Genomic DNA, 17504 nt, shown 5'->3' with positions numbered 1-17504 from the left:
TTAAAATAAATTACAATGTCATATAGAAAGGAACGTCAATTTTCGCTTAGCGAAGCAGACTATTCAGATTATGCTGGAGTTGATTTCAGTAAATTATCATTAAAGAAATTAGAAGAACTTTGGAGGGAAACCCTCGAAAACGGCATGCATGGTTTATGTTTTAGTATGTATGAAGACGGCCAAAAGCCAGGAGATATCATTACCGAAGAACAAGTGAGAAGAAGAATGAAAATCATAAAGCCTTATACTAGTTGGGTGCGTTCGTTTTCTTGTGTTGAAGGGAATGAACATATTCCGCGCATTGCGCATGAACAAGGGATGAAAACACTAGTTGGGGCTTGGTTAGGAGACGATCTTGAAATGAATGAAGCTGAAATAGAAGGACTGATAACTTTGGCTAAAGAAGGATGTGTTGATGTGGCGGCTGTTGGTAATGAGGTGATGTATCGTAAAGAATTAACAGAAGATCAATTGATTGGTTATATTAACAGGGTAAAGGAGGCTTTACCGGGAATACCCGTAGGTTACGTTGATGCGTATTATGAATTTTCTCATCGTCCGAGAATTACCGAAGCTTGCGATGTTATTTTAGCAAATTGTTATCCTTATTGGGAAGGATGCCCACAGGAATATGCCTTAAACCACATGAGAGAAATGTATGGTCAGGCTGCTGCTGCCGGTAATGGCAAAAGAGTTATTATTACAGAAACAGGTTGGCCAAGTGAAGGGGGTAGTTTGGGAGGCGCAGTGTCATCAGCCGAAAATGCTATGAAATATTTTATCAATGCACAGGCATGGTCAGCAAAAGATGATATAGAAATGTTCTATTTTTCGTCCTTTGATGAATCTTGGAAAGTTGGAGCTGAAGGTGATGTAGGTGCCTATTGGGGGCTTTGGGATAAACATGAAAAGCTCAAATTTTAATCGTCAAAAACTAGTATTTGTCTAATATTTTGAGTTAATTGAGTGCATGTTTTAATTAATATAGTTGTTTTTATAGCTAGTTGCCAAGTTTATTTTTGGCGATCATAAAAACACGGTATACTTTAAAAACGAATTGTAGAAAAGTTGTTTAAAAAGGAATATAGAATTGATTAATAGAAAATTATAAATTCTACTATTATAAAATTGAAGTAAATAAAATAATATAAAAGAGAATGTCAGTAAGAGCAGGAAAAATAAAGGCCTTAGTAGGAATCGATCATGCTAATAAAACTTCAGAAGAGTTAAAATCATTGTTCAAAAAAGTACTTGAAAATGGCATGCATGGATTATGTTTCAGTACATATGAGGATGGACAAGGACCGGGCACTCAAATTACAGAAGCGCAAATCCGCAGGCGTATGGAAATTATTAAACCTTATACAAAATGGGTGAGATCATTTTCATGTACCGAAGGGAATGAGTTAATTCCGATTATCGCAAAAGAATACGGAATAAAAACTTTGGTAGGTGCCTGGTTAGGAAATGATGATGAAATAAATGAGAAGGAAATTTCTGGACTTATTAAGTTAGCTAAGGAAGGCTATGTAGATATTGCTGCTGTTGGTAATGAAGTTATGTACCGCAAAGATTTAACAGAAGACGAATTACTAGGATTTATGCATCGGGTCAAAAGGGAAATTCCAGACATTCCTATGGGTTATGTAGATGCCTATTATGAGTTTTCCCACAGGCCAAAAATCACAGAAGCTTGTGATGTTATTTTAGCCAATTGTTATCCTTATTGGGAAGGCTGTAGTTTAGAATACTCGTTGTTATATATGAAAGACATGTACAATCAAGCAGTAAGCGCAGCAAACGGTAAAAAGGTAATAATTACTGAAACAGGTTGGCCTAGTGTAGGCGAGTTGTTTCATGGGGCGCAGCCATCACATGAAAATGCTTTAAAATATTTTATTAACGCTCAAAAATGGTCTGAACAGGATGATATAGAGATGTTCTATTTTTCATCATTTGATGAATCTTGGAAGGTGGGCTCAGAAGGTGATGTAGGTGCCTACTGGGGGCTTTGGGATAAAAACGAAAAACTAAAGTTTTAAATGCCCCAATTCTTGACTAAATTATCATATATTTTTATCAATGTATTAACAGTTTTTTAGACACTTTTTTTCAGTGGTGGGTTAAAATAGCTGTCTTAACGAATTTCTATGTTCAAATTTGATTTCAAAAATTATTTATTATTTATTGCGAACTATACTTACTAATCAATATTAAATGAGATATGCTAAAGAATTAAACATTAAACCAGGTAAGGCTATCTGCTATTCAGGTTTTAGAGAAGGTCAAAGACCCGGTGATGTGTTTCCTAGTTATGAAGAAATAAAAGAAGATCTTTTAATACTGCAAAATGAATGGACATACCTGCGCCTTTATGATTGCGATAAACATTCTGAGATAGTTCTTGAAGTCATTGAAAAGGAAAACTTTAATTTTAAAGTGATGCTTGGGGCTTATATAGGCGCAGAAGTAAATAATTACGGATGCCCCTGGGGCGGCGCGTATCCTGAAGAGCAGCTAGAGTTAAATAAAGTAGCCAACTTACGCCAGATAAATAAGTTAATAAGGCTAGCCAACAGATATCCGGAGATTATTTTTTCTTTGTCAGCAGGAAATGAGGCATGTGTAGATTGGACGGATCATTATGTACCCGTTGAAAGTGTTATTAAATACGTAAGGATGATTAAAAGGGAAACCAAACAACCGGTAACCTTTTGCGAAAACTATCTGCCGTGGCTTGATAAACTTAAACATTTAGTAGATGAAGTCGACTTTATTTCTATTCATACTTATCCTGTCTGGGAATATAAAAATATCCATGAAGCTATGGAATATACCAAACAAAACTTTTATTCGGTAGCGAACAAATATCCCGATAAATTAGTGGTTATAACAGAAGCTGGTTGGACAACCTATTCTAACGGTAAAGGCATTTGCCCCAGCAATGTGAGTGAAGAACATCAAACTATTTATTATAACGACTTAATGGACTGGTGTGAAGAAGATGCAGTTATGACCTTTATTTTTGAAGCTTTTGATGAACCCTGGAAAGGATCTGAAGAGGCCCTTGAACCAGAAAAGCACTGGGGCTTGTTTAAGGTAGACAGAACGCCAAAACTGGTAATGAGCCAACGTTACAAGGAACATTTAATTTAATTATAGAGACCCTTTTTTAAGATTGAACTAATTAAAACTCGTATTTATACATTTATAAATACGAGTTTTTTTGCATTTAAAGCAGGCAAGGATTGTCTTTTTGCTAAAGCTAATATGCAGAATTATTGTCCAAATGCGCTCTGCTATATAAAGGATGATTTTTTGTATAAAAAAAATGTTATAGGTCTTAATTTGAAGCATTTAACTCAAATTGTAAGAAAAATATGCGCGACAATGTTTTGTTTTACCCATACATTACCACAACATGCCTTTAAACGCGTATTGTCTTTTAACATATTACGGCTAAATCACACAACTATAATCGATAAAGTGAATTATAAATCTGATAAAACGTAGAATCTTATATGAATTAAGTTGTTTTTAGCATTGTATGCTTTTTGTATAGGCATTTGTTTAAAATTTACATCTAATTGTCTTATATTTAGGTAATTCGAAAAAATAGAAAAATATTAACTCTTTTAAACAAAAAATTATGATGAAAAAAATTACTTTTTTATTTATTATGCTAACGGTCTCTTTTGGGTTTTCCCAACAGATACTCATTGAAAATTTTGATGGAACCGAACCTGCATTTGCTGGTTTTGAAGGATTAGCAAGTGCTACTATTGAAGCTGCACCAGCAGGATCCAATGGTAATAGCTTAAAACTTGTTAGTCAAGCGTCAGGTAACCCATGGCAGGGCGCTGAAGTTATCATGCAAACATATAAAATTAAGTTAACTACTGATAAAACGGCTAAAGTTGATGTTTATTCTACACAGGCCTTTACTTTATTGGGTAAAGTAGAAAATGGTGGGCCTGCTTCTGCAGCAGCACAATCTTATACAACACCTGGTGCATGGCAAACCCTAACATTTACGTTTACTCAAGCTTTGGATGGCACGGCAGCAGCCGATGGAGAATATTTAAAAATAGTGTTTTTCCCTAATTGGAAGGCGGATAACACAGGGTTTAATGTGCCTCCTGGAGATTTTACTATCTATGTAGATAATATTACTGCAGAAGCAACAGCTATAACTCCAGAGCCAGCTCCAACTACTGCTGCTCCAACACCACCGGCAAGAAATGCTGCTGATGTTTACTCACTTTTTAGTAATGCGTATGCTGCAAGAACAGTTGAAAACTGGAATGCAAGTTGGGATTCGGCAACATCATCAGATGTTGTGATTGAAGGTAATGATACTAAGAAAGTTACAGGATTTGGTTTTCTTGGAGTTGAATTTATCAATAATAGAATTGATGCAGCTACTTTTACTGGTTTCCATATTGATATTTGGACGGCTACTGCTACATTGGATAAAAGTTTCAATTTGAAGTTTTCTCATTGGGGAGGTACTAGTTCAGAGGTTTCAGCTATAGAATTCTCAACAACTAATGCCAGCAATCCGGCATTACCTAATCCTAATCCAGGAACATGGATCTCTTTAGACATGCCTTTATCTGCATGGACAGCTGGTGCTAGAAATGATTTGGCACAATTTATCATTACATCTGATTTAGGAACTGTATATTTTGATAATCTTTATTTGTATAAGGGAACACCTCTTAGCAACAAAGATTTTGAAATCGCCGGTCTTAATGTATACCCAAACCCAACTCAAAATAGCTGGACAGTGAAGACACAAAATATCAAGATGTCTACTATTCAGGTCTTTGATATTTTAGGTAAACAAGTATTATCTTTAGCTCCTAATGCAATTGAAGCTAAAATTGATGCGTCTCAACTAAAATCAGGATTATACTTTGCTAAAATCAGCACGGCTAATGGGTCTTCTAGCTTGAAATTAGTAAGACAATAGTAATTATTTACAGATGTAATATCTGAATAAAATATAAAGGAGTGGCTTGTTTAAATGTAAACAACCACTCCTTTTTTTATGTCCCAAAACGTAAAACGCACCTATTTATAATACATAAAAAACTGCTTATGAACAGAAAATTAATGGGCTTCAAACTTTTGTGTTTGAGTATATTGTTATTTACAATAAACTCACAAGCGCAAGTTCCTGTAGGGAGCGGAAGCTATACAACCACGTATCCTGGCGCCGATAGTGCCGGTAGAAATTCTTTCCCGTCAGGCACGCCTCAATTAAGCGGAGCAGCGGTTGGAAAGCCGGTTCCTACTAACGACTGGTGGTCTAAACTGGTAAAAGAAAACCATGCGGATAATCTGTTTAATTATCCCATGACCATGAAAACTACCAATACAGGTTTAATTGTAACCTACATTCCTTTTGGAGTTATTGGAGATTCTGCACCTATTCAAATAGGCTTGTCTGGTTTGAATGCTACACAAACAACGGTATCAGATTATTCAGACTGGACCGTTACCATGAACTGGAATGATGGTTCACACCATTTAAGCACAACTTCGGGCATTGGAATGCCTTTTTTATACTTTGAAAAGGACAGCAATGATGTTTTAGAAATAAAAGTAAATGCTGGTACGGCAACTATTTCATCTGAATTATTAATCATTGAAAATGCCAGTGGAGGTGCAGACTTTGTTTTTTATGCCCCAACAGGAAGTACCTGGACTCAAAATGGTTCTACTTATTCATCAACATTAAACAACAAAACCTATTGGTCTATGGCGATGTTGCCTCAAAGCACAAGTAATGTGGCAGCCGTAGCAAATGAATATAAAAAATATGCTTACGTGTTTCCAACAAACACCACAACTACATGGAGTTATGACGAAAGCACTTCAAAAGTATTAACTACATTTTCTGTTTTAACCCAAGCAAAAGAAGGCACTGAGACCAATGTATTATTAGGTTTATTACCTCATCAATGGACCAATTTAGCCCTAGGTTCGCCTGCACCAGACAAATATAGCTATGCGGGAATACGTGGTGAAATAAAAACTATGGATGGTAATACCTTTAGTGTTGAAAACACTTTTAAGGGTATTTTGCCTACCATGCCCTATTTAGCAAATTATAGTGCAGGATTTAATCCTTCTCAATTAGACGCTAAGATTTCACAAATTGAAAATGATGGGTTATCAACCTGGACAGATTCTTACAATGAAGGACAAGTGATGAACCGATTGATTCAAACCGCAAGAATTGCAGATCAAACAGGTAATATAGTGGCCAGAGATAAAATGATCGCAACCATTAAAGAACGCTTAGAAGATTGGTTAACCTATCAATCAGGTGAAGTGGCTTTCTTGTTTTATTATAACAGCGATTGGTCGGCTATGTTAGGGTATCCTGCAGGCCATGGTCAGGATAGTAATATAAACGATCACCATTTCCATTGGGGTTATTTTATTCATGCCGCAGCCTTTATGGAACAGTTTGAACCAGGTTGGGCAGCACAGTGGGGCGATATGATCAATTTATTGGTTAGAGACGCCGCTTCAGATAATAGAAACGACGACCAGTTTCCTTTTTTAAGGAATTTTAGTCCGTATGCAGGGCATTGTTGGGCTAATGGTTTTGCTACGTTTCCACAGGGGAATGACCAGGAATCAACCTCTGAAAGTATGCAGTTTAATTCCTCATTAATTCACTGGGGAACGATTACAGGTAACGATGCCATTCGTGATTTAGGAATATATTTATACACTACCGAGCAAACCGCTGTTGAAGAATATTGGTTTGATATGAATGAACGTAACTTTCAGCCATCACAACAATATAGTTTAGTATCCCGTGTTTGGGGAAATTCTTATGATAATGGCACCTTTTGGACAGGCGATATTACGGCATCTTACGGTATTGAGCTATACCCTATTCATGGCGGTTCTCTCTATTTAGGGCAGAATAAAGCCTATGTTCAGAAAATTTGGGATGAATTAAAAACCTATACGGAAATATTAAGTACATCAAGTACGAATCCTAACTTATGGCATGATACCTTTTGGAAATATTTATCTTTTATTGATCCACAAGCGGCTATTGATATGTATGATGCTTATCCAGATAGAATCCTCAAATTTGGTATTTCCGATGCACAAACCTATCATTGGTTACATGCTATGAACGCTATGGGAACTTTGGAGGCTACCTTAACAGCTAATTATCCTATTGCGGCTGCTTTTAATAATAATGGAGAGATTACCTATGTGGCTCATAATTATTCAAATGCACCTATTACGGTAACTTTTTCAGACGGGTATACTTTAGACGTTCCGGCCAATCAAATGGCAACCAGTAAAGATGCCAATGTGTCTGGTACGATGGTTTCAGATTTTAAGCAAGCATTTCCAAACGGTAGTGTAAACCTGACCGTCACTACTCAAGGTTCTGGTGTTACTAAAGTAGAATTTTATGATGGGACCACCTTATTAGGTGAAGATACCACTGTGCCTTACCAATTTAAAGCTACCAACTTGGCTTTAGGAAAGCATGGCATGTATGCTAAAGTTTTTGAAGGCAGTCAGTTTAACCTTACTAATATTGTGACGATTCAAGTAGGTGAACAAGTGCCTTATTCAGGAACAGCCATAGAAATACCCGGCATTATTGAACCAGGCCTTTACGATACTTTTGAAGGTGGTGTTGGTCAAAATATAGCTTATGTGGATGTTTCTCAAAATAACGAAGGCGACTTTAGAACAGAAGAGTATGTAGATTCGGCGACAGATACTAACGAAGGCAAAATTATTGGTTGGATATCGGCAGGTGAATGGATAGAATATACGATTGACGTACAAACAGCAGGAAATTACGATGTGTCTTTTAGATATGCTTCCGGAAATGCCAATGGTGGCGGACCATTTCATTTAGAGGTTGAAGGGAATACTATTAGCACAGATATTTCGGTAAATTCAACGAGTACCACAAATTGGACAACCTGGGCTACGAAAACCGTTAGTAATATTGAGTTAAACAAAGGCGTTCAAGTGTTAAGACTTTCTTTTACCAGCGGGGAATTTAATTTAGGAAAATTAACATTTTCATATAACAGTCCGTTGGCCTACAATCCTCCGGTTGTCCATGCAGGTGATAATGTGGTTGTGATATTACCGGCTTCAACAGCCAGTTTAGACGGTTCATTAAGTACAGATGCAGATACGCCAACTCTAGATTATGCGTGGGAACAAGTATATGGTCCGTCTGTAATAAGTTTTTCAGATAATACGGATGTAAAGCCAAGCATTTCAAATTTAGAAGAAGGTATTTATAAATGTAAACTTACGGTAAGTGATGGCACTCACGAATCATCAAGTACGGTTTTGGTTATTGTTTCCACTACGGGGAATACCAATCCGGTAACCAATATTACGTCTCCGGCAAATAATGCATCTTTTAAACAAAATACAGATATTTTAATAACGGCCTCTGCAAGTGATTTAGATGGTACGGTTTCATTGGTAGAATTTTTTGATGGAACCACCAAACTAGGAGAAGATACCACCCAACCGTTCTCTTATTTGTGGAGTGGCGCGAGTCTCGGAAATCATGAGCTAACAACCAAAGCAACAGATAATAATGATGCTACAAGCACCTCACCCACTGTGAATATAACCGTACAGCCTGTTAAAATATGTACCGAAACATCTACGCAAGCACAACAAGGCTCCTTTTCAATAGGGTATAAAAGCACTTTTGAAACCATAGGGACTAATGTGATTGTTACCTTTGAACTACTAGATACCGATAAAGCTGGTGTTGTTGCCTATTTATGGCAGCAAACACCATTTGCTGAATCTTCTATGAATCAGGTATCTGGAAATATCTTTAGCAAAACCTTAAGTGGTTTATCGGCAGGAACAACCATTAGTTATGCCTGTAAGTTTGCTTATTCCGGAGGGCTATCGGCAACAAAATACATAAGTTATGTGGTAGATACCGATTGTAGCGGCGCTAACGATGTGGAAGCACCGGCTAACTTTACAGCGACTTTGGGTACCGTTACAGCGACTTCTGTTGAATTACTTTTAAATGGGACAGACGATTCGGGATCTGTTATTTATGCGGTCAACTATGGTGCAAATAACACCTCAACAACAGGGACTTCAGGAAGTCAAAAATCATTTAATATTAATGCTTTAACACCAGATACGGCTTATACGTTTAATATATCAGCAAGTGATTTAGCAGGAAATACAGCGGCTAATAATCCTATAGTAGTTCAGGCAACCACTTTAGTAAGTACAAATACAAATTGCTCAGGGACTAGCACGGCAGCTTTACCTGGACAAGGTTCTTTTTCAACAGGGTATAACTATAGTTTCACTACGTCTGGTACCGATGTTACCTTTACGTTTGAATTACTCGATAATAAAACGGGTGTTATTGCCTATTTATGGAAAGAATCACCTTTTAGTGAAGTACCAATGACTAACACTTCTGGTAAAATTTTTACCAAAACAATTACTGGGCAAACACCAGGAGCAACTTTGCGTTATGCCTGTAAGTTTGCCTTTGCCGGTGGATTGGCGGTAACCAAGTATTTTTCGTATGTGGTTGGCGATGCTTGTGCTTTGAGTACTAATGATAACCTTTGGAAAGAAGGTTTGAAAGTGTATCCAAACCCAACTCAAAATAGCTGGACGGTTAAAACACAAAACACCAAGATGTCTTCTATACAGGTATTTGATATTTTAGGTAAACAAGTATTATCGCTAAAACCTGAAGCTATGGAAGCTACAATTGATGGTTCTCAACTAAAATCAGGATTATACTTTGCTAAAATCATTACAGATAATGGTTTATCTAGCTTAAAATTAGTGAGACAATAAAGCAGTGTTATAAATTAAATATTTCAAAAGGGAGAGGTTCTTAAAACCTCTCCCTTTTAATTTTAAAGCATGGAATGATATGATGCATTGAGAGCCGTTTTGTGTTTGCAATATTTTTAAAAACAAGAAACTAACTAAACTTTGAAATTGGTTATAATTATCTATATTTGTTTAGATATAAAAAATTGAAGGATTATTCATTCAGACTAGTATAATTTTATGAATAAATTGACGTTTTCTAATAAAGATTGAACAATTCTAACGGTATTTTATCGATGAAATAGCTCCTTTTGTAGACGTTTTTTTAGATGAAAATTGCTTATTTTTATTGTTTACTCGCTTTTTTTTATATTTTTGCGACGGAATGAAAATACAAAATAAAAGACTTTTTGCCTCAATCTTATTTGTATTAATAAGTGTGCTGTGTGTAGCTCAAGGCCCTCCATATCCTGGCGGCGGCCCTCCGGGTCCACCGGGTTTTCCAATTGATGGTGGTATCTTAATGGGTGTTGGTGTTGCTTTATTTTATGGTGTAAAAAAAATATTGGGTAACAAATAGTTACTTTTTCAATTCAAGCAGCTTAGAGACATACTTCCCTAAAACATCAAATTCTAAATTGACTATGGAGCCTTTTTTAAAGGTAGAAAAATTGGTGTGTTCATATGTATATGGTATAATAGCTACGCTAAAACTATCCTTTTTTGAATCCACCACGGTTAAACTGGTGCCATTAACAGTAATAGAACCTTTCTCTATAGTGATGTTATTTAATTTTGAATCATAATAAAAGCTGAACATCCAGCTGCCATTGGTTTCTTCAACCATGGTGCAAACCGCGGTTTGGTCCACATGCCCCTGAACCATATGGCCATCAAGCCTGTCTCCAAGTTTCATGGCGCGCTCTAAATTTACTTTATCATGAATTTTTAAAGTGCCAAGATTTGATTTATCTAAAGTTTCTTTTATTGCAGTAACTGTATAAACATCGTCCTTAATATTAACAACTGTTAAGCAAACGCCGTTATGAGCCATGCTTTGGTCAATTTTTAATTCTGGTGTGAGATTGCTTTTTATTGAAATATGGAGATTGCCTAAATCCTGCTTTAATCCCGTAACAATTCCCATATCTTCAATTATTCCTGTAAACATAATATTGTCTGTTTATTTGGTTAAATTTGCAATAACAAAATTACAAACAAAAGTTATCTTTTTTAATGAAGAAAGCAGAAAATATAATAGTTGGAATATCAATAGGAGACTTAAATGGGATTGGCGGAGAAGTTGTTTTAAAAACGTTTGAAGACGCAAGAGTTTTAGAGTTTTGTACTCCGGTAATTTTTGCTTCGTCAAAAGCGATGGCCTTTTTAAAGACTCATTTTAAATCTGAAATTAACTTTAATGATATTAACGACATAAATCAAGTTGTTTTTGGCAGAGTTAATGTTTTGAATTGTTGGAACGAACCTGTAAAAATTGAATTTGGAAAGGAAGATTTTAAAATAGGCGAATACGCTATAAAATCATTACAAGAAGCAACAAAGGCCTTAAAGAACAACAGCATTGATGTCCTGGTTACGGCGCCAATTAATAAACATAATATCCAGTCAAAGGATTTTAATTTCCCTGGACATACAGATTATTTGGCACAACAACTTGAAGGTGAAAGTTTAATGTTAATGGTAACAGAAAATTTACGAGTAGGCTTATTAACAGATCACGTGCCCGTAAAAGATGTTGCTGTAAAGATTTCAGCAGACTTAATTGAGCAAAAAATAAATACGGTTTATGAAACCCTGCTTAAAGATTTTAAAATAAACAGACCGAAAATAGCCGTTTTAGGCATTAATCCTCACACAGGTGATAATGGCGTGATTGGCAATGAAGATGATGACATTATGCGCCCTACTCTTAAAAAAATTAAAGATTCAGGCAAGCTGGTTTTTGGGCCTTACGCCGCTGATAGTTTTTTCGGGTCTAATAATTATAAAAATTTTGATGCCATCATTGCTTCTTATCATGATCAGGGATTGATTCCGTTTAAAACCTTATCTTTTGGTCAAGGAGTTAATTTTACAGCGGGATTAAACAAAATTAGAACCTCTCCAGATCACGGAACAGCCTATGAAATAGCGGGAAAAGGTATAGCTGATGAGAATTCTTTTAAAGAAGCCGTATTTACAGCATTGCAAATATTTAAAAACAGATTTGATTATGAACAGCTTACGTCAAATTCGTTAAAACAGGCAGGAAAAAAATTATAAACAAAAAAATGTTTATAAGTACTGTAGCATAAATTAAAAATTTATATATTTGCAGGCTCAAATTAGAAGTGATAATGAAGCCATTAAAAGAGTTTACAATTCCTTTTATAGGGTTAAAAATAGGAACTCATCATTACGACTATAAAATTGAGAAAGCGTTCTTTGAATATTTTGAGTATGAAGATTTTAATGATGCCAATGTAAAAGTTGATTTGACCCTATTGAAAAACACAACATTACTGGAGCTGAATTTTAAAATTTCAGGAACTGTTAATATTAATTGTGACATCACCAATGAGCCCTTTGATCAAAACATTAAAAATGAATTTGATTTGGTGGTGAATTTTGGAGATGAATATAATGATGAAAATATTGATATTTTAGTGCTTCCACATGGAGCTTATGAAATCAATGTTCAACAGTACATATATGAGTTAATTGTATTATCAGTGCCAATTAAACGCATTCACCCAGGAGTTGAAGACGGAACTTTAAGTTCTGACATACTTGAAAAATTAAAAGAGTTAAGCCCAAAGCTTGACGACGAACAAAAAGAAGATAATAAGGAAATTGATCCTCGTTGGAATACATTAAAGAAACTATTAACGGATAAATAAATATAGAAAATGGCACATCCTAAAAGAAAAATCTCGAAAACAAGAAGAGATAAAAGAAGAACTCATTACAAAGCAACTGCGCCACAGATTGCAACTTGTCCTACAACAGGTGAGGCTCATTTATATCACAGAGCGCACTGGCATGAAGGTAAACTTTATTACAGAGGTCAAGTTTTAATTGACAATACTGAAGCGGTAGAAAACGTAGCTTAAAAAATTGAAACTGAAATAATCAAGCGCTCCTTTGTGAGCGTTTTTTTTATGATAAGTTTTTCTATAAGTCAAAAACGTCTTAATTTGCACTATATTAGACCAAAATTTAGTATTTTGAACAAATTTTTTAATGTTTTTGTCAATTTTTACGATTTTTTGGTCAAATTAACTATAAAGTTATGAGTAAAATATCAGCAGCAATTACAGCTGTAGGAGCATATGTACCTGAATATGTATTAACTAACCAGATTCTTGAAACCATGGTTGATACAAATGATGAATGGATAACTTCTAGAACCGGAATTAAAGAACGTCGAATTCTTAAAGACGTTGGCAAAGGTACTTCCTACTTAGCCATTAAAGCAGCCCAAAATCTTATTAGTAAAAAAGGAATTGACCCCAAAGATATTGAATTAGTCATAGTAGCTACTGCAACACCAGACATGAAAGCAGCATCAACCGCGGCTTTTACAGCTTTTAACATTGGCGCTATCAATGCCTTTTCATTTGATTTAGATGCGGCCTGTTCTAGTTTTTTATATGGAATGTCAGTGGCGGCTAAATATATTGAATCTGGCAGATATAAAAATGTGCTTTTAATTGGTGCCGATAAGATGTCTTCAATGGTTAATTATGAGGATAGAGCTACTTGCATCATTTTTGGAGATGGCGGTGGTGCCGTATTATTTGAACCAAACACAGAAAACTTAGGGCTACAAGATGAGTATTTGAGAAGTGATGGATCTGGTAGAGAATTTTTACAAGCTACTTTTGGAGGGTCTTCTTATCCTTCTACAGTAGAAGCTATAGAAAATAAAAAACAATTTGCTTTTCAAGAAGGACAAACAGTATTTAAAAATGCCGTATTTAATATGGCGGATGCTGCAGTAAAAATTTTAGAGAGAAATAAATTGACTAAAAATGATGTCAACTGGCTGGTTGCTCATCAGGCAAATAAGCGCATTGTTGATGCTACAGCCAAGCGGATTGAGTTAGAGGATGACAAGGTGATGATGAATATAGAAAAGTATGGAAATACAACTTCTGCTACTTTACCGTTATTATTAAACGATTACGAATCACAACTAAAAAAGGGAGATAATTTAATTTTTGCTGCCTTCGGAGGCGGATTTAATTGGGGATCCATTTATTTAAAATGGGCATATAATTCAAAACACTAACTAACTAATTTAAAACCAAAACTATGGATTTAAAAGATATTCAAAACTTAATCAAGTTTGTTGCTAAATCAGGAGCAAGTGAAGTTAAACTTGAGATGGAGGATATTAAAATCACTATCAAAACAGGTTCAGATCCAGAAACTACTACATTACAATATGCACCGGTAGCCACACAAATGCCGCAAGCATTTGCGCCTTTAGCAGAATCTAGAGCTCAAACGGAAACACCCCCTGCTTCAACTGCGGCTAAAGCAGATGATAATTCAAAATACATTACTATAAAGTCGCCAATTATTGGGACTTTTTATAGAAAACCTGCGCCAGACAAACCTTTGTTCGTAGAAGTAGGACAAACTATTGCAGAAGGAGATGTGCTTTGTATTATTGAAGCAATGAAACTTTTCAACGAAATAGAATCAGAAGTTTCTGGAAAAGTTATAAAAATACTAGTTGATGATTCTTCCCCTGTAGAGTTTGATCAACCATTATTTTTAGTAGATCCATCATAACCATTAAAAATTCCAATACCAGATCTCGAAATCCAATATTTGGAATTGGGCGATTGGAATTTGAAATTTTTAATATAATAAGTTATGTTTAAAAAAATATTAATTGCCAATAGAGGAGAAATAGCGTTACGTGTTATCAGAACCTGTAAAGAAATGGGCATTAAAACGGTGGCGGTTTACTCTACGGCAGATGCAGAAAGTTTACACGTTAAATTTGCTGATGAAGCAGTTTGCATAGGCCCACCATCCAGTACGGAGTCTTATTTAAAAATGTCAAACATTATAGCTGCTGCAGAAATCACGAATGCAGATGCTATCCATCCAGGATATGGATTTCTATCTGAAAACTCGAAGTTTTCCAAAATTTGTGGCGAACATGGCATCAAATTTATTGGAGCCTCTCCAGAAATGATAGACAGAATGGGAGATAAAGCTTCTGCAAAAGCGACTATGAAAGCAGCAGGAGTGCCTTGTGTTCCAGGAAGTGATGGCATTATAGAAAACTTTGAATCTTGTGAAAAATTAGCACTAGAAGTGGGCTATCCGGTAATGCTTAAAGCAACAGCTGGTGGCGGAGGAAAAGGGATGCGTGCCGTTTGGAAACCCGAAAAATTAAGAGATGCCTGGGATTCTGCACGCCAAGAAGCTAAAGCGGCTTTTGGGAATGACGGTATGTACATGGAAAAACTTATTGAAGAACCAAGGCACATTGAAATTCAAGTGGTTGGGGATTCAACTGGAAAGGCCTGTCATTTATCAGAAAGAGATTGCTCTATACAACGACGTCATCAAAAATTAACAGAAGAAGTGCCTTCTCCTTTTATGACTACAGAATTGCGTACTAAAATGGGTGATGCAGCTGTTAAAGCGGCAGAATACATTAAATATGAAGGAGCCGGAACCATTGAATTTCTAGTAGATAAAAACAGAAATTTTTATTTTATGGAAATGAATACGCGTATTCAGGTGGAACATCCTATTACTGAACAAGTGATTGATTTTGATTTAATACGCGAGCAAATATTAGTAGCTGCTGGAGTGCCTATTTCTGGAAAGAATTACACACCAAAACTTCATGCTATTGAATGCCGAATTAATGCAGAAGACCCTTATAATGGATTCAGACCATCTCCGGGCAAAATCACTACGCTACATGCGCCGGGAGGCCATGGGGTGCGTTTAGACACACACGTTTATGCCGGGTATACTATACCTCCAAATTATGATTCTATGATAGCTAAGTTAATCACCACGGCTCAAACGCGTGAAGAGGCTATCAATAAAATGAAACGTGCTTTAGAAGAGTTTGTTATTGAAGGGATAAAAACAACCATTCCTTTTCACAGACAACTTATGGAGCATCCGGATTATTTGGCAGGTAATTATACTACCAAGTTTATGGAAGATTTTGTCATAGAAAAACAAATAGAAGAATAAATACTAAAAACTCCGAATGAAATTTCGGAGTTTTTTTATGCCTTTTATTGTAAAAACAAAATGTAAATATGCCCAATAAATATTCCAAGGAACCCCTGTTTTATTAATCAAATAATCAATACATTTATCAAATGTTAGAAAACAAAATAACTAAAATAAATGAAATGCCTTGGGTCTTGATTCCGGGATTATAGCTGTTTATGACTTCCAGAGTTATTTTAATTTTATACTCCTTTAAAAAGCAACAACATGAGTAATATAATAGTATTAGGTGGCGGTATGGTTGGTAGTGCCATGGCGATTGATCTTTCAACAAAACATAAGGTTACCTTAACCGATCTTAATCAAAAGGTATTAGACAAGGTCAAGCAAAAATGCCCGGTTTTAAGTGTTGAGCAACTTGACGTCACAAATAAAGAAACTCTTAGAAAAGCGATTATCAAACATGATTTAGTGATATGCGCAGTTCCTGGTTTCCTAGGCTTTGAAACCTTAAAAACCATTATAGAAAGTGAAAGGGATGTTATAGACATTTCTTTTTTTCCGGAAAACTCTTTGGATTTAGATGCTTTGGCAAAAGAGAAAAAGGTAACAGCTATTGTGGATTGCGGCGTTGCTCCTGGAATGGATAATATTATTTTAGGCTATTATAATGAGAAAATGAAATTGACGGATTTTGAATGTTTGGTTGGAGGACTACCAAAGATAAAAAAATGGCCATTTTGTTATAAAGCACCTTTTTCTCCAATTGATGTTATTGAAGAATATACGCGTCCGGCCAGATATGTAGAGAACGGACACGAGGTTATTAGAGAACCCTTAACAGATTGTGACTATGTGGAATTTGAAAGAATCGGGACATTAGAGTCTTTTAATTCTGATGGGTTAAGATCCATTATTCATACCATGTCCCATATTCCAAACATGAAAGAAAAAACGTTGCGTTACCCAGGACATGTTGAATATATAAGGGTTTTAAAAGAAAGTGGGTTTTTTAGCAATGATAAAATTGAAATTCAAGGAAAGGCAATATCTCCGTTAGATTTTACCAGTAAAATTCTGTTTCATGAATGGAAGCTTGGAGAGAAAGAAGAAGAATTAACTGTTATGAGAGTCACGGTAAAGGGTAAAAATAAAAATGGTCAATTGGAAGAAGTCGTTTATAATTTGTATGATGAATATAATTCTGAGACAAATACAGCGTCCATGTCCAGAACAACCGGATATACAGCAACAGCCGCAGCCAATCTATTCTTAGAGGGTCTTTTTAATGAGAAGGGCGTTTTTCCTCCAGAATTAGTTGGGAAACACGAAGTATGTTTTAATTATTTCATGAATTATCTGGAGGAAAGAAATGTAGTTTATAAAAAATCTTCCAGATTACTTTAAAAATAGTTATTGAGTTTATAAAT

14 protein-coding genes are annotated in these 17504 nt (G+C 35.6%); 13 read left to right on the top strand and 1 reads right to left on the bottom strand.

The window, feature by feature from the left end:
* The first annotated feature begins 15 nt into the window (after window positions 1-15).
* The 6 genes from V8G56_RS00785 to V8G56_RS00760 all read left to right on the top strand — a co-directional run bounded on the left by V8G56_RS00785 (window position 16) and on the right by V8G56_RS00760 (window position 10432).
* Entirely contained in the window at window positions 16-924 is a 909-nt protein-coding gene (locus V8G56_RS00785; protein WP_395436534.1) for a glycoside hydrolase family 17 protein, read from the top strand.
* A 233-nt stretch (window positions 925-1157) separates the two neighbouring features.
* Window positions 1158-2042, top strand: a complete 885-nt coding sequence (locus V8G56_RS00780; RefSeq protein ID WP_395436533.1) for a glycoside hydrolase family 17 protein — start codon at window positions 1158-1160, stop codon at window positions 2040-2042.
* A 175-nt stretch (window positions 2043-2217) separates the two neighbouring features.
* Window positions 2218-3156 (top strand): glycosyl hydrolase family 17 protein, encoded by a 939-nt coding sequence (locus tag V8G56_RS00775; RefSeq protein WP_395436532.1) that lies wholly within the window; start codon window positions 2218-2220, stop codon window positions 3154-3156.
* Between the two features lie 493 nt (window positions 3157-3649).
* Window positions 3650-4975, top strand: a complete 1326-nt coding sequence (locus V8G56_RS00770) for a T9SS type A sorting domain-containing protein (protein ID WP_395436531.1) — start codon at window positions 3650-3652, stop codon at window positions 4973-4975.
* Window positions 4976-5103: 128 nt separating this feature from the next.
* The gene (locus V8G56_RS00765; RefSeq protein WP_395436530.1) at window positions 5104-9873 is read left to right on the top strand and encodes a glycosyl hydrolase; all 4770 of its coding nucleotides are present in this window, start codon (window positions 5104-5106) and stop codon (window positions 9871-9873) included.
* A gap of 364 nt (window positions 9874-10237) precedes the next feature.
* On the top strand, window positions 10238-10432 hold the full coding sequence (locus V8G56_RS00760) for a PID-CTERM protein-sorting domain-containing protein (RefSeq protein ID WP_395436529.1): 195 nt from the start codon (window positions 10238-10240) through the stop codon (window positions 10430-10432).
* Here V8G56_RS00760 and V8G56_RS00755 read toward each other — a convergent pair whose 3' ends face one another.
* Entirely contained in the window at window positions 10433-11023 is a 591-nt protein-coding gene (locus tag V8G56_RS00755; protein WP_395436528.1) for a riboflavin synthase, read from the bottom strand. It abuts the gene before it with no gap.
* 65 nt (window positions 11024-11088) lie between these two features.
* On the opposite strand from V8G56_RS00755, the gene pdxA reads away from it, so the two are divergent.
* From pdxA to V8G56_RS00720, 7 genes are all read left to right on the top strand, one after another.
* On the top strand, window positions 11089-12135 hold the full coding sequence (gene pdxA, locus V8G56_RS00750; RefSeq protein WP_395436527.1) for a 4-hydroxythreonine-4-phosphate dehydrogenase PdxA: 1047 nt from the start codon (window positions 11089-11091) through the stop codon (window positions 12133-12135).
* 74 nt (window positions 12136-12209) lie between these two features.
* Window positions 12210-12752 (top strand): YceD family protein, encoded by a 543-nt coding sequence (locus V8G56_RS00745; RefSeq protein WP_395436526.1) that lies wholly within the window; start codon window positions 12210-12212, stop codon window positions 12750-12752.
* Window positions 12753-12761: 9 nt separating this feature from the next.
* Window positions 12762-12965 (top strand): 50S ribosomal protein L32, encoded by a 204-nt coding sequence (gene rpmF, locus V8G56_RS00740; RefSeq protein ID WP_331629904.1) that lies wholly within the window; start codon window positions 12762-12764, stop codon window positions 12963-12965.
* A gap of 179 nt (window positions 12966-13144) precedes the next feature.
* Window positions 13145-14146, top strand: a complete 1002-nt coding sequence (locus V8G56_RS00735) for a beta-ketoacyl-ACP synthase III (RefSeq protein WP_395436525.1) — start codon at window positions 13145-13147, stop codon at window positions 14144-14146.
* Between the two features lie 23 nt (window positions 14147-14169).
* The gene (accB, locus tag V8G56_RS00730) at window positions 14170-14655 is read left to right on the top strand and encodes an acetyl-CoA carboxylase biotin carboxyl carrier protein (protein WP_395436524.1); all 486 of its coding nucleotides are present in this window, start codon (window positions 14170-14172) and stop codon (window positions 14653-14655) included.
* Between the two features lie 84 nt (window positions 14656-14739).
* The gene (gene accC, locus V8G56_RS00725; protein ID WP_395436523.1) at window positions 14740-16092 is read left to right on the top strand and encodes an acetyl-CoA carboxylase biotin carboxylase subunit; all 1353 of its coding nucleotides are present in this window, start codon (window positions 14740-14742) and stop codon (window positions 16090-16092) included.
* Between the two features lie 249 nt (window positions 16093-16341).
* Window positions 16342-17481, top strand: coding sequence for a saccharopine dehydrogenase family protein (locus V8G56_RS00720; protein ID WP_395436522.1), 1140 nt, complete (start codon window positions 16342-16344; stop codon window positions 17479-17481).
* The last annotated feature ends 23 nt before the right edge of the window (window positions 17482-17504 follow it).

Source organism: Gaetbulibacter aquiaggeris, assembly GCF_044003965.1.
Lineage (GTDB): Bacteria > Bacteroidota > Bacteroidia > Flavobacteriales > Flavobacteriaceae > Yeosuana > Yeosuana aquiaggeris.
Note: the sequence above shows the minus strand (reverse complement) of the source record. Positions and strands in the feature narration are given on the sequence as shown.